Annotated in this window: 13 protein-coding genes and 3 pseudogenes; 9 read left to right on the top strand and 7 right to left on the bottom strand. The window is 69.3% G+C overall.

Annotated elements, in window-relative coordinates; genetic code table 11:
• Positions 1 to 286, top strand: a 286-nt coding sequence (locus ACFWEP_RS10000) for a transposase (protein WP_387368362.1), incomplete at its 5' end; no start/stop codon positions are given.
• Positions 287 to 438: 152 nt separating this feature from the next.
• Here the strand turns inward: ACFWEP_RS10000 and ACFWEP_RS10005 are convergent.
• Positions 439 to 1,098 (bottom strand): MSMEG_1061 family FMN-dependent PPOX-type flavoprotein, encoded by a 660-nt coding sequence (locus ACFWEP_RS10005; protein ID WP_387368364.1) that lies wholly within the window; start codon positions 1,096 to 1,098, stop codon positions 439 to 441.
• Between the two features lie 113 nt (positions 1,099 to 1,211).
• Between ACFWEP_RS10005 and ACFWEP_RS10010 the strand changes: the two are divergent.
• The 6 genes and pseudogenes from ACFWEP_RS10010 to ACFWEP_RS10035 all read left to right on the top strand — a co-directional run.
• Positions 1,212 to 1,454 (top strand): annotated as a pseudogene (locus ACFWEP_RS10010) (transposase family protein); the annotation flags it as partial.
• A 167-nt stretch (positions 1,455 to 1,621) separates the two neighbouring features.
• Positions 1,622 to 1,849 carry a transposase family protein gene (locus ACFWEP_RS10015; protein ID WP_387368366.1) on the top strand — a complete coding sequence of 76 codons (228 nt, stop codon included), beginning with the start codon at positions 1,622 to 1,624 and terminating at the stop codon, positions 1,847 to 1,849.
• A 60-nt stretch (positions 1,850 to 1,909) separates the two neighbouring features.
• Positions 1,910 to 2,167, top strand: a complete 258-nt coding sequence (locus tag ACFWEP_RS10020) for a hypothetical protein (protein ID WP_387368368.1) — start codon at positions 1,910 to 1,912, stop codon at positions 2,165 to 2,167.
• A gap of 168 nt (positions 2,168 to 2,335) precedes the next feature.
• The gene (locus tag ACFWEP_RS10025) at positions 2,336 to 2,680 is read left to right on the top strand and encodes a hypothetical protein (protein ID WP_387368370.1); all 345 of its coding nucleotides are present in this window, start codon (positions 2,336 to 2,338) and stop codon (positions 2,678 to 2,680) included.
• 138 nt (positions 2,681 to 2,818) lie between these two features.
• Positions 2,819 to 3,061, top strand: a pseudogene (locus tag ACFWEP_RS10030) (transposase); the annotation flags it as partial.
• A 156-nt stretch (positions 3,062 to 3,217) separates the two neighbouring features.
• Positions 3,218 to 3,379 carry a hypothetical protein gene (locus ACFWEP_RS10035; RefSeq protein ID WP_387368372.1) on the top strand — a complete coding sequence of 54 codons (162 nt, stop codon included), beginning with the start codon at positions 3,218 to 3,220 and terminating at the stop codon, positions 3,377 to 3,379.
• On the opposite strand, the gene ACFWEP_RS10040 is transcribed toward ACFWEP_RS10035, so the two are convergent.
• Entirely contained in the window at positions 3,365 to 4,582 is a 1,218-nt protein-coding gene (locus tag ACFWEP_RS10040; RefSeq protein WP_387368374.1) for an MFS transporter, read from the bottom strand. The two genes, ACFWEP_RS10035 and ACFWEP_RS10040, sit on opposite strands and share 15 nt — an antisense overlap.
• Before the next feature lie 207 nt (positions 4,583 to 4,789).
• On the opposite strand from ACFWEP_RS10040, the pseudogene ACFWEP_RS10045 reads away from it, so the two are divergent.
• Positions 4,790 to 5,169, top strand: a pseudogene (locus tag ACFWEP_RS10045) (transposase family protein); the annotation flags it as partial.
• A 498-nt stretch (positions 5,170 to 5,667) separates the two neighbouring features.
• Here ACFWEP_RS10045 and ACFWEP_RS10050 read toward each other — a convergent pair.
• The 4 genes from ACFWEP_RS10050 to ACFWEP_RS10065 all read right to left on the bottom strand — a co-directional run bounded on the left by ACFWEP_RS10050 (position 5,668) and on the right by ACFWEP_RS10065 (position 11,216).
• Positions 5,668 to 7,773, bottom strand: a complete 2,106-nt coding sequence (locus tag ACFWEP_RS10050) for a beta-galactosidase (protein WP_387368376.1) — start codon at positions 7,771 to 7,773, stop codon at positions 5,668 to 5,670.
• A gap of 122 nt (positions 7,774 to 7,895) precedes the next feature.
• Positions 7,896 to 9,233 (bottom strand): ABC transporter substrate-binding protein, encoded by a 1,338-nt coding sequence (locus tag ACFWEP_RS10055; RefSeq protein WP_387368378.1) that lies wholly within the window; start codon positions 9,231 to 9,233, stop codon positions 7,896 to 7,898.
• Between the two features lie 106 nt (positions 9,234 to 9,339).
• Positions 9,340 to 10,284, bottom strand: coding sequence for a carbohydrate ABC transporter permease (locus ACFWEP_RS10060; RefSeq protein ID WP_387368379.1), 945 nt, complete (start codon positions 10,282 to 10,284; stop codon positions 9,340 to 9,342).
• A gap of 5 nt (positions 10,285 to 10,289) precedes the next feature.
• A complete protein-coding gene (locus ACFWEP_RS10065; RefSeq protein WP_387368381.1) occupies positions 10,290 to 11,216 on the bottom strand; it encodes a carbohydrate ABC transporter permease in 927 nt (308 codons plus the stop codon).
• A gap of 289 nt (positions 11,217 to 11,505) precedes the next feature.
• Between ACFWEP_RS10065 and ACFWEP_RS10070 the strand changes: the two genes are divergently transcribed.
• Positions 11,506 to 12,492 carry a LacI family DNA-binding transcriptional regulator gene (locus ACFWEP_RS10070; protein ID WP_387368383.1) on the top strand — a complete coding sequence of 329 codons (987 nt, stop codon included), beginning with the start codon at positions 11,506 to 11,508 and terminating at the stop codon, positions 12,490 to 12,492.
• Positions 12,493 to 12,607: 115 nt separating this feature from the next.
• Here ACFWEP_RS10070 and ACFWEP_RS10075 read toward each other — a convergent pair whose 3' ends face one another.
• Positions 12,608 to 13,045, bottom strand: a complete 438-nt coding sequence (locus tag ACFWEP_RS10075; RefSeq protein WP_387368385.1) for a hypothetical protein — start codon at positions 13,043 to 13,045, stop codon at positions 12,608 to 12,610.
• Between the last annotated feature and the right edge of the window lie 88 nt (positions 13,046 to 13,133).

The following is a 13,133-nucleotide window of genomic DNA, read 5'->3' on the forward strand; positions in this document are numbered from 1 at the left end:
CCGCTGCGGATCTCGCGCCAGAGCCCTCTGCCCCACTGCCATGCCCCCTGACCGGGACCGGACGTCCGCGTCCGGCCCGCTGCACGGCCTCCAGGCCCGCGGACTCGACTACGGGGTGGGCATCTCGACCACCATGTCGGCCCACCCCCGCGACGCCGCACCGGTGACCGAGCCGTACTCCGGGAACGGACGCCCACCGGTCGCGAAGTACCCGGACAAGGCGCAGTCGGTGAAAGCCGGCCGTGGCCGCCGGACGCAGAGCAGCGAAGCCGGTGCAATGGCGTGAGGACTCGCGGCCCGGCACCGGCCAGAGCCCCGAAGAGCACGGCACCTGCGGCCGACCTGGATCAGGGTGTATCGGGAGCGGGTCTGACGGGCTGACCCGCGATTGATCTTGCGGTGTGCTGTCTGGGAGTTCGGCAATCGCTGGTCGGCTCGTCACTCGTACCGGTACTTCAGCGAGTCCGCTTCCGCCTGCTCGATGTCAGCGATCGTCAGCTCGGGCATCCGCAGCTGGGCCAGTGTCACCTCGGCCGAGGTCGGCTGGGCGTCCGCCGGCAGCCACTGCTCCGGCTTCCAGGCTCCGCTGCGCAGGAGCGACTTGGGGCAGTGCGGGTAGACCTCCTCGATCCCCAGCACCAGCGCACTGGCCGGCGGCTTGCCCACGGCGGTCAGCTGCGACAACAGCTCCGGGCGGGTGGAGACGCAGGCCCGGCCGTTCACCCTGAGCGTCGTGGTACGCCCCGGGATGAGGAACAGCAGCCCGGCCCGTCCGGTGGCGATGACGTTCTGCAGGGTGTCCAGACGCTTGTTGCCGGTGGCGTCCGGTATCGCCACCGTCCGTGCGTCCAAGACGGCGACGAACCCGGCGGGGCCGCCGCGCGGGGAGACGTCACAGTTGCCCTCGGCGTCTGCGCTGGCGACTAGGACCAGTGACGAGCAGCCGATCAACCGCCGGGTCTGTGCGGTGAGTTCGGTCATCTGCTTGTGCACGGCCGCGTCGTTGGGGAGTTCGTAGGTCTGGCGCAGCGTCTCCTGATCGGGCACGGCGTCGAGGCGGAGCGAGTCGAAGACGCTGGCGGCAAGGGAAGTCGTCATGCCTCCGACCCTAATGGGCCGACCTGAGATTGATCTTGGTCGGTGAGTGTGGGGACATGGAGACGGCCTCGCGAGTTGTCTGGCGTGTGAAGATCAAATAGGCCCGCACGGCCATGTCCCAACCTGCCTTCTGCGGACTGTCGCGCCAGCATCTGGGCGACTTGATCGCAGAACTCGCCCCGCGTGGGGTGGCGCGCCGTGAGTCCGGGCGCCATGAGCGACGTGAGGGCGACCGTCGGCGGGAGGCCGGGGCCGGGCCGAAGTGCGAACTGGTCTTCACCGACCGGCTTTTGGTGACACTGGTTCATCTCCGGACTGGGCTCACTCACGAGGCATTGGGCGTGCTCTACGAGGTGGGCTCTTCCACGATCGGCCGGGCGATCCGGGAAGTTCGCCCGCTGCTGGCGGACCGTGGGTTCGCCGCCCCCGAACGGCCCGGCATCCGGCTGCGGCCCCTGGAGGACGTGTCGCCTATGCCGCAACCGAGGGCGTTACATTGCGGATCGAGGGGATGGAGACCCAGGTGCGCCGCCCACACGCAGGCCGTCTTGGCCGGCGGGCCTTCGTCTCCGGCAAGCGCAGGCAGAACACTGTCAAGACCACCACGATCAGCGACGGTCAGGGCCGCACCCTGTGGTCCGGGGCCCAGCGCCCAGGCCGGATGCACGACCGGACCGCCGTGCGCACCGAGGGCATCGCCGAGCAGTTCCGCCGGCACCCAGGCGTGAAGGCTGAGGTCGACGACGGCTAACGCGGCCTGGCCAACGAGTTCCCCGACCAGGTCAGTGCCCCGCCAAAGAAGCCGAAGGACATGAACGATGGGCCCGTCACCGAACGGTACGGCTGGCGCGAGATGAAACGCCGCCAGTCCTCCCGCCGGACCTGTGTCGAGCACGCCAACGCCGAAGTCCGGCAGCGGCGTCCGCTCCAGCGGTACATCGGCCACCGCGAGACCTATGGCGAGACTCACCTCGCCACCGCCGCTTTGGTCTCCGACCGCGCCGCCAAGCGGCCCACTCGGCACAAGCCGAGCACCGAACTGGTGCACGTCCGCACCGCGGCCTGCTGAATCGCCAGCCAGCCGAACCCTCAGGCGAACACGCCCCAAGATCAATCGCGGGTCAGCCCGTAAGCTTGTTCTTTCCACCTTCTGCGCCCTCAACGGGTGCATGGTGCACCGGTCGGCCGTCCGGCTTGTTGATGAAGGCGGCGTGAGACAGAGCGCTACGGAGTGAGCATGTGGGACGGCCCCTTCTACCGAGTCAGACGTGACGGATACGAGATCTGCCTCGTACCCGGTGCCGGGGAGGACCTCGACGAGGTCTGCAATGTGGACATGTGGGTCATCCGTGATGACGGCGATCGTTGGTCCGGAACCGTGTTCACTCTCGACGAGGTGCACCGGATCATGGACCGTCAGCGGCAGGCTGGCGAACCAGAGGGCGACTACTGGTGGTGCTGGGATGGCCTCATCGTGCGGGACGCGGGTGTGCCGTCGATGGTCAAGGTCATCGACCGGCTCGTCGCCGCAGGCGAGCACGAGACAGTCCTTCGCCATGTGGGGCCCGAAGAGAACGCTTGATCTCGTCGACTCCCCGGCTGACCGAACGATGCCCCCGAAGTGATCGCTCGTACGGGGATCACGGGGACGTGAACACGGCCTCCGTCTGATCCTGTGCTCCGGCCAGGAAGGCACTTGACCAGCGAAGACCGTGAGGGAATGAGCCTGCTGCACCACGATGGCCGGGACAAGGCGTTCGACTTCACCTCCCACTTTCGGGACGACTTCTACGGATGTCCGACCCGGCGCGCGGACACACTGTTCGAGCTCTGCGACGCGATGCTCGGTAAGGACGCCCCGGTGACCTCGCCGGTCGATTTGACGTTGCCGGCCGAGCACCGACGTGGGCACGGCGCGTTGTACGACGCGCTCATCGACGCGGACAGGCTGCGTGAGCGGCTGTTGCCGTACCGATGACTGCGGGCAATGGTTCGAACGAGGCGACTTGGTCGGACGGTCTCGCATTCGGCAGCCGACCAGAGGGGCCACGGCGCCCCAGGAAGCCAACGGAGGCAGGCGGTTGAGCCCTGAGCCGCGGCCGAGCTCCTCTTCTTCGTCGTGACGTACATGACCGGTCCGACGATGTTCGTCAACAAGTACCGGTGCGCGGCCGCCGCGAAGGACGAGATCCACGTGCTCGACAGCACCGAGCTGTCAAATGGTGCCGGCGCCCGCAGAAACTGCTGGGGTGGGCCCTCCGGGCCCTCACCTGTCCGCTGAGGCCGGTTCCGTTTCAGCCGGGAGCGGCGAGCCCGACGAGGCGGTCGGTTCGCAGGCGGGGCCGCGTCGGTCCAGACGGCCGCCGATCATGGCGAGGCCCAGGCCGGCCATGGCCAGGGCCGCTCCGGCCAGGGTGGGCGAAGCCCAGCCCCAGCCCGCCGAGATGACGAGGCCACCCAGCCAGGCGCCGCCCGCGTTGGCCAGGTTGAATGCCGAATGGTTCGAGGCCGCCGCCATGGTGGGTGCGCTCTTCGCCTTGGCCATCAGCAGCATCTGTACGGGCGTGGTGATGAGCGCCCCCACCGCTCCGATGAAGGTGACATTGATGAGCGCCGGTACCGTGTGGTGCACGGTGAAGTAGAACGTCACCAGTGCCGCGGCGAGGAGGACGAGGCCGCCGTACAGCGTCGGCCGCAGAGCGCGGTCGGTGAGAGGTCCCGCGATCAGTGTGCCGGCTGTCATTCCGGCGCCGTACAGCGCGAGGACGAGGGTGGTGGAGGAGTCCGAGATGCCCGTCAGGTGGGTCAGCATCGGCACCAGGTAGCTGTAGACGGCGAAGAACCCGCCGAATCCGACCACCGCCGTGGCCAGGCCGAGGACGACTTGCTTGTTGCCCATCGCCCGCAGTTCGTGGCGGATGCCCGACTGCTCACCGCGGGGCTGGTCGGGAACGGAGGCGGCGAGTGCCGCGAGGGCTACGAGTCCGATGACGGCGACGGCGTAGTAGGCGGACCGCCACCCCAGGTGCTGGCCCAGGGCTGTGCTGGCGGGAACGCCCACGATGTTCGCGACGGTGAGGCCGAGGAACATCTTCGACACGGCCCGCGCCGCCCGTTCGGGAGCGACCAGCCGGGAGGCGACGACGGCGCCGACGCCGAACAGCGCTCCGTGCGGCAGGCCCGCCACGAAGCGGGCGGCGAAGAGCGTCCCGAAGTCGGGGGCGAGCGCCGACGCGGTGTTGCCCACGATGAACAGTACGGAGAGAAGCAGCAGCAGCCGCTTGTGCGGTATTCGCGCACCGATGCCGGTGAGCAGGGGTGCGCCGACGACGACGCCGAGTGCGTACGCGGAGACGAGGTTGCCCGCGTGGGGCACGGACACGCCAACTCCGTCGGCGATCTGGGGCAAGAGTCCCATCGTGGTGAACTCGGTCGTGCCGATGCCGAACGCGACGGCGGCCAGAGCCAGCAATGCCAGCGGCATGAGGAGAAGGGACCTTTCGCAGAAAGAGGGAGGTGGGAGACGGTGAGGTCGCCCCCGGACATTGTGTCCTAAAGGGCTGTCCCGCAACGCGTGGTGGATCGGTGCGCGGCGTCGGACGCGGTGCGTCGCACGGCGGACGAGCATTCGCATACCGGACCGAAGCGGGAAGTTCCGACCACCCGGTGAGGTGCCCTGGCTGATGCCGCGCACGGCATGAGCATCCAGGTCCTCACCGACCCCTTCGGACGGCTCCTGTGGGCTTCGCCCGCGCTCCCCGGCTCCACGCACGGCCTGACCGCCGCCCGTACCCACGGCATCGCCGACGCACTCGCCGAAGCCGGACTCAAGTGCATGGCCGACAGGGCTCATCAGGGCACCGGCGGTTCCATCCGGGTGCCCTTCTGCGGCCGCCGCCTCGAACGGTGGCAGCGCAGGCACAACAGCACCCATGCCGAGATCCGATGCCTCGGCAAGCAGGCCATGGCCCCCCTCAAAGGCCGGCGGCTCCTGCAGAAGCTCCGCTGCGGCACCAACGGATCACCGACCTGGTGAAGGCCGTCCTCGTCCTTCACCACGCATCAGCGTGAGGTGGGAGAAGGCTCCCTGTGCGCGCTGTTTACTGCCACCTGGATCACGTCACCGCCGGGAGTTCCGCTCCGCCCTCCCAGGGGCGAGTCAGCACGAGGCCCCCGATCGCGGCCGAGGCAGGCCACACCAGGTCGACGCGTCTGCCGCGCAGCGTGGGCCTGGACCACCGGAGCGGCATCAACGCGGCCCACGCCGGCCCGAGGAAGGCGGTTCCGAGTGGGCCCTTTCGTCGTCCCGTCACATTCGCGCCCGGGATCGATCACTGCGGCAAGTCCGGTCGAAGCCGCGCACCGTGTCAGCGTGCGACCGCGGCAGCAAGTGCCCGCGGCCGCGACGGGCCATCCCCTCAGCGGCCGGTGGGCGTGACGCCTTCCGGACTTCCGGCACGGCAGGCCCGCACGGAAGGCCGGCACGTGCGGGCTTCCGCCGGCCCCTGTCGCACGGGTCCGCCTTCACGCGCCGGCCATCCCGATGGCCGCCTGGGACTGCTGGGCGCGTCAGAGTGTCCGGTGCGGCTCCGGCGCCGTGTCCGGTGACACGGTCTGCCGCAGTACGGCGACCTCCCGGGGACGCAGGACGAGCGTCTCGGCGGCCGGCGATCCCACGAGCACCTCACCGGTCAGCCCGGGCAACGGGACTTCGGAGTCCCCGTGGTTCACCAGGAAGACGTAGCGGCTCCCGCCGTCGCGGCGCACGACCTGCTCGACCACGCCCCCCGCCTCCTCGGGCAGTTCGCCGGCGACCCCGGCGGGTGCGAGCAGCCCGGGCAGCAGCGCGGTCAGGCCGTCGGCGCCCAGGCGGGTGGAGACGTACGTCGCCGAACCCTGTTCCGGGGTGCGGCGGCGGGTGACGGCCGGGCGTGCGGCGTACGTTCCGGTGCGGTAGCGGGCGAGGACCTCCACGTCGGGAGCGGTGACGTCGATCCGGTCGGTCCAGAGGCTGCCGGTCAGGGCTCCGTCGACACCGGCAGCGGGGTCGGGATCGAGACCGACCGTGTCCCCGTCGGTCAGCGGGCCGAACTCCTCGACACGGATGCCGAGCAGGTCGCGCAGGGCGCCGGGGTAACCGCCGAGCCAGATGTGGTCGTTCTCGTCGACGACACCGGAGAAGTAGGTGGTGATGAGGTGGCCGCCGCCTTCGACGTAGCGGGTGAGCTCCTTGGCGAGCGTCAGGGGCACGACGTGCAGAACCGGTGCGATCACGACGTCGTACGGGCCGAGTTCGGTGCCGTGGGCGGGTACGACGTCGGCGCGGACTCCGAGACGCAGCAGCGCCGAGTACCAGTCGAAGGCCTCGCGGTGGTAGTCGAGGAGGGAGGTGGGGTGCGAGTCCTGCTCGCTGGCCCACCAGGAGTCCCAGTCGAAGAGGATCGCGACCCGGGCGGGTTCGCGCCCGCTGCCGCTCAGGGGCGCGAGCGTCTCCAGAGTGCGACCCAACTCCACTACATCACGGAAGAGTTGGCTGTCCTCCCCGGCGTGCGGCACCATCGCCGAGTGGTACTTCTCGGCGCCCGCCGCGGACTGGCGCCACTGGAAGAAGCAGACGGCGTCGGCTCCGTGGGCGACATGGAGCAGCGAATCGCGCGCCAGCTCGCCGGGCTTCTTCGGCAGGTTGATGTGCTGCCAGTTGACCGCGCTGGTGGAGTGCTCCATGAGGAACCACGGCCGGTGGCCCGCGATCCCGCTGGTGAGGTTGGCGCAGAAGGAGAGTTCGTCGCGGCTGCGCGGTCCGGTGGTGGCGTAGTGGTCGTTGGAGACGAAGTCGACCGCGTCCGCCCAGTCCGCGTAGTCCATTCCCTTCATTCCGCTCATCACCATGAAGTTGCTGGTGACCGGGGTTCCGGGGGTGATCTCGTTCAGGATCTCGCGCTCGGCGAGGAGGTATTCCTTCAACGCGTGGGAGGAGAAGCGCTTGAAGTCGAGTTGCTGGGTCGGGTTGGGGTGCGAGCCCGCCAGACGCGGCGGCAGGATCTGTGCCCAGTCGCTGTAGTGCTGGGACCAGAAGTTGGTGCCCCAGGCGTGGTTGAGAGCGTCGAGCGTCGTGTACCGGCGACGCAGCCAGTCACGGAAGGCGTGGGCCGCGTCGTCGGAGTAGTCGTAGACGTTGTGGCAGCCCAGCTCGTTGCTGACGTGCCAGGCGACGAGGGCCGGGTGGTCGGCGTAACGCGTCGCCATCTCCCGCACCAGGCCGAGTGCGTGGCTCCGGAAGACGGGAGAGGTGGGCCGCCAGTGCTGGCGCGCACCGGGCCAGACGGTCTCGCCGGTGGCGGTCACCGGGAGGATTTCCGGGTGCGCGGTGGTCAGCCAGGGCGGCGGTGAGGCGGTGGCGGTGGCGAGGTCGACACCGATGCCACCGGCGTGCAGCAGGTCCATGACCTCGTCGAGCCAGCTGAAGTCCCAGCTGTCGGAGGTGGGTTGGAGTCTGGCCCAGGAGAAGATCGCCAGAGAGACGATGTTCACCCCGGCCTCGCGCATCAGTCTGACGTCCTCCTCCCACACCTCCCGCGGCCACTGCTCGGGGTTGTAGTCGGCGCCGTAGCCGAGCCGGCGGCTGCCGTCGGGGCCCTTCGTGTACGGGAAACGGGAGGTGCGGGGGGAGGTCATGCGCGTCCTTCCACAGGCCGGGGTTGGGAGGAGGTGACCGGGCGGTGTCCGGCGGAGCGGGGTCGGGCACGCCGGGTGGCCCTTGCCGTGATCCGCCGGACACCACCGAGCGGCCTCGAGTGCTACTTCTCGACGGTGAAGCCCTGTTCGCTGCCGTACTGGAGCGACTTGTCCTGCCACGACTTCAGCCCGTCCGACAGCTTGGTCGAGGAGATGTACGCCTTGCCGACGGTGTCGTTGAAGATCGAGTTGGAGTACACCTGGTACGGCAGGTAGTTCCAGCCGGTGGGCACGTTCTTCGCGGATTCGGCGAAGATCTGGTTGGCCTTCTGCCCTCCGAAGTAGGGGAATTCGGTGTCCTGGAACTCCTTGGAGTCCAGGTCCGCGGTGGTCGCCGGGAACGCGCCGTTCTTGACGCGGGTCTGGACGCCCGCACCGGAGTTGGCGTACTCGACGAAGGCGTAGGCGAGTTCCTTGTTGTCGCCCTGCGCGGGCAGTGCGAGCGAGCTGCCGCCGTTCTCGGCGCTGGCGTTCGCGCCGGCCTCCCACTGCGGCAGCGGGGCGACACGCCAGTCACCGGCGGCGTCCTTCACGCCGGAGGCGAAGTTGGCAGGCATCCAGGCGCCGATCGGCAGGGTGGCGATCGTGCCGTCGCCCAGGCCCTTGTACCAGTCGTCGCTCCAGCCGGCGATCGGCGAGACGAGCTTCTCGTCGATCAGCTTCTGCCAGGTGTCCGTGTACGTGACGGCGCCCGCGTCGGTGAAGTCGATGCCGACCTTCGTGCCGTCGACCTTGTACGGGTGCGAACCCGCCTGCCAGAGGAGGCTGGTGGTGAGGCCGGCGTCGCCGAGGTCGCTGGTGATGTACGCCTTCGGGTTCGCCTTGTGCAGTGTGCGGGCGGCCTCGACGTACTCGTCCCAGGTCGTCGGCACCGCGATCTTGTACCTGTCGAAGACCTTCTTGTTGTAGAAGAGCGCCATCGGCCCGGAGTCCATAGGGAGGCCGTAGACACCGCCGCCGGACGAGACCGAGTTCCAGGGGCCGGGCGAGTACGAGTCCGCCAGTTTGTCGGCGCCGTACGCCGTGAGGTCGGCGACCTGCTTCGTCAGGGCGTACTGGCCGAGGGCGTAGTACTCCAGCTGGGCGACGTCGGGGACGCCCTTCTTCGCGGAGACGGCGTTCGACAGCGCCTTGTACTCGTCGTTGTTCGTGCCCGCGTTGACCAGCTTGACGTCGACCTTCGGGTACTTCTTCTCGAAGTCCTCGGCGACCTGCTTCAAGGTGGGCTCCCACGCCCACACCGTGACGGTTCCGCCCTTCTGCAGCGCGGCCTGGATGTCGGACGTACCCACCGGCTTCTGGCCGGAGTCGTCGTCCGAGCCACCGCAGGCGGTCGCTCCCAGGGCCAGGGCGCAGACAAGACCGAGGCCGCGCAACAGGCGGCGTGAGTGCTGGGACATGGCGGTATTTCCACTTCCTCGTGGTTCGATCGACATGACGTGCGGACAGTGAGGGGAGAACGGGCGACGCGGCGGAACACCCGCACGCGTGACGCCCCGGGCCGCGCTACTCCTTGACGCTTCCGGCCGCGAGACCGGACTGCCAGTACTTCTGGAGCAGCAGGAAGGCGGCGATCAACGGCACGATGGTGAGCAGCGAGCCGGTGACGACCAGGTTGAAGACGGCCTCGCCGCCGGCCGTGGCCGCCTGCTTGTTCCAGGCGTCCAGGCCGAGGGTGAGCGGGTACCAGTCCGGGTCCTTGAGCATGATCAACGGCAGGAAGTAGTTGTTCCAGGTCGCGACCGTGGTGAACAGGAGCACGGTGACGGTGCCGGGGGCGAGCAGTGGCAGCGCGACCTGGAAGAAGGTGCGCACCTCGCCGGCGCCGTCGATGCGGGCGGCCTCCATCAGTTCGACGGGGACGGCCTCGGTGGCGAAGACCCACATCAGGTACAGCCCGAACGGCGAGACCAGGGAGGGGATGATCACCGCCCAGGGAGTGTCCGTCAGTCCGATCTTGCTGAACAGCAGGAAGGTCGGGACGGCGAGTGCGGTGGTCGGGACGGCGACCGCCCCGATGACGACCGCGAACACCGCGCGCTTGCCCGGGAACCGGAACTTGGCGAGCGCGTAGCCGCCGAGTACCGCGAGGAAGGTGGCGCCGCCCGCGCCGACGACGACGTAGAGAAGGGTGTTGAGGAGCCAGCGGCCGAAGACGCCGTCCTGGTAGGTGAAGGTCCGGCTGAGGTTGTCCCACAGGGCGAAGTCGCCGTCGAACCAGAGGCCGAAGGAACGGGCGAGACCTGTCTGGGACTTGGTGGCGCTGATGACCAGCCAGACCAGCGGGAGCAGGCTGTAGACCAGGACCACGCCGGTGACCACGGTCAGCAGGACACTGCGCCGGGGGCGGCCCGGGGTGTGCGCGCGGCGCTGTGCGCGCAGGCGCGGTACGGCGGCACTCCTGGGCGTCGCGGCGGGCCGTGCGGGCCCGGTCGCACTGTTCGTCGTCATCACGCTCACGCTTCCTTGCGCATGCCGCGCAGTTGGACGACGTAGGCGACGATCATGGTGATCACGCCCATGACGATGGCGACCGTCGCCGAGTAGTTGTGCTGCTGGCCGGAGAAGGACAGCGAGTACGTGTAGTAGTTCGGGGTGTAGTCGGTGGTGATGGTGTTCGGCGCCAGCTTCTGCAGGATGGCGGGCTCGTTGAAGAGCTGGAAGCTGCCGATGACCGAGAAGATCGTCGCGATGACCAGGGCGCCCCGGATCGCCGGGAGTTTGATCGCCGAGACGACCCGCCACTGCCCGGCCCCGTCGATCTCGGCGGCCTCGTAGAGGGAGTGCGGGATCACGCGCAGCGCCGAGTAGAAGATCAGCATGTTGTAGCCGACGAACTCCCAGGTGACGATGTTGCCGATCGAGGCGAGGACCAGCCCGGAGGAGAGCGGATCGGGCAGGTGCACGCCGAACGCGTCGTTGATGTCGCCGACCAGGCCGAAGCGGGGGCCGTACAGGAAGCCCCACATGAGGGTGGCGACGACGGCGGGCACCGCATAGGGCAGGAAGACGGATATCCGGAAGAACTCCTTGCCGTACAGGCGTCCGCTGTCGATGGCGAGGGCGACGAAGAGCGCGATGCCGAGCATGATCGGCACCTGGATCAGGAGGAAGAGTCCGACCCGGGCGACTCCGTCCCAGAACTGCGGGTCCTGAAAGGCCTGTTGGTAGTTCTCGAAGCCGACGAACGTGGTGCCGCCGATCAACTGGGTCCGGAACAGGCTCAGGTAGACCGAGTATCCGAGCGGGACCAGGAAGACCAGGGCGAAGACGAGCACGAAGGGGCCGATGAACCCCCAGCCCGCCCATGAACGGCGGGGCCGTGCCATCGGCGGTCCGGCCGGGCGGGCCCCTGTGGCCGCCGGCGGTTGCAGCGTCGTCATCTCGCGCCCCTCGCTCGTGCTTCACCAGACCGGAAAGGACGTTCACGCACATGTTCCAGGGCGGTGAACCGGCTCGACCCGACCGACCGCCTGGCATTATGTTTACGTAAACATTCGGTGGCGGCATGTCTACACTGCCCCCAGATGGACGGTCAAGAGCCGCACACGAAAGCGACATCCGATGAGGGAGACGGTGGACCAAGCAGGCGAACACCCCCCAGTCACAGACTCGTCCGCGACCGGGCCGGCTCCCGGAGACGGGAGTCCGAAGCGGCGCAGAACCGCCTCGATGGCGGACGTGGCCCGTGTCGCGGGGGTGTCCTCCCAGACGGTCTCCCGCGTATCCACCGGCTTCCCCGGCGTGAACGAGGAGACCCGCCGGCAGGTCCTCGCCGCGATGAAGGACCTCGGCTACCGCCCCAACAGCGCGGCACGCGCGCTCAAGCGCGGAGAGTTCCGGACCATCGGCGTCATCACCTTCACGCTCTCCACCACCGGCAACGTGCGCACCCTGGAAGCCATCGCGACCTCGGCCGCACAGGAGGGATACGCCGTCACCCTGCTGCCGGTCGCGGTCCCCACCCAGGACGAGGTCCGGGGCGCCTTCTCACGCCTGGGCGAACTCGCCATCGACGCGGCCATCGTCATCATGGAGGTCCACCTCCTCGACGAGGCGCGTCTCTCGCTGCCGCCGCACGTGAAGGTCGTCGTCGCGGACTCGGACGCCGGGGACCGCTACTCCGTCGTCGACACCGACCAGGCGGGCGGCACCCGCGACGCCGTCAACCACCTGCTGGGCCTGGGGCATCGCACCGTCTGGCACCTCGCGGGCCCCGAGGACTCGTACGCGGCGCAGCGCCGGACGGACGCCTGGCGCGCGGCGCTGGAGAACGCGGGGCGAGTGCCACCGCCCCTCGTACGAGGCGACTGGTCGGCGGAGTCCGGCTATCGGGCGGGTCTCCACATCGCCGAACAGGCCGAGTGCACCGCTGTGTTCGCCGCGAACGACCAGATGGCGCTCGGCCTGCTGCGCGCCCTGCACGAGCGCGGTCGCAGGGTGCCCGAGGACGTCTCCGTCGTCGGTTTCGACGACATCGCCGAGGCCGGTTCCTTCCAGCCGCCGCTGACCACCGTCCACCAGGACTTCGCCGAAGTGGGCCGCCGCTGCGTCGCGGGCGTCCTGCACCAGATGCGGCAGAGCGGCCCCGAGCACGGGACGACCCTCGTACCGACGCGGCTCGTCCTGCGGGAGAGCACGGCTCCGCCGCCCGGGTAGACCGGGGCCGGTACCGCGACCAGTCGTGCGAAGAGCTGTACGGCGGCCGAGCCGCTCCAGGTGCCGGTCGGGACTTCGACCGGCAGCCCGGGGTCGCACGCGGAAACGACCGGGGTTACGCGTCTTCGCAGAGTGCACGGGCGTGGTCAAGGTCCTTCATCACCGTCGCGTCGAACTCGAAGGTGATCGCGTGGCGGTCCTGGGAGTGGCGGATGGCCTTGGCGAGCGGCTCGTACCGCGCATCGCCCGCTGCCGCCGACGCGGACAGCACGCCCGCCGCCGCGTAGCGGTTGTATGCGATCTCCCCGGCGGACCCCTTCGCGGTGAACCGGCCCGGGTCGAAGCCGTCGAGTGCCTGGCACGCCGCGCGCGCGTCCGCGGCCGGGCCTCCGCCGGAGGGGGCGTCGCCGCCGCTCAGCGCCCATGCGACGCCCGTTCCCGCGGCGCCGAGCACGAGCCCGGCGACAAGGGGAAGGAGCACGGTCCTGGCGCGGTTGAGTCGCTGTTCGGGGGCCGCCGGTTCGTGGGCGATGTGAGGTTGCTGTGGCTGCATCCGGCCAAAGGTAGCGGGCATCACCCGCACGCGGGATGCGGGGGTGGCCCCGGTGCCCGATCCGCGCGGCCCGCAACGGCCTTGCGCG

Source organism: Streptomyces sp. NPDC060198 (genome assembly GCF_042728415.1).
Classification (GTDB): domain Bacteria; phylum Actinomycetota; class Actinomycetes; order Streptomycetales; family Streptomycetaceae; genus Streptomyces.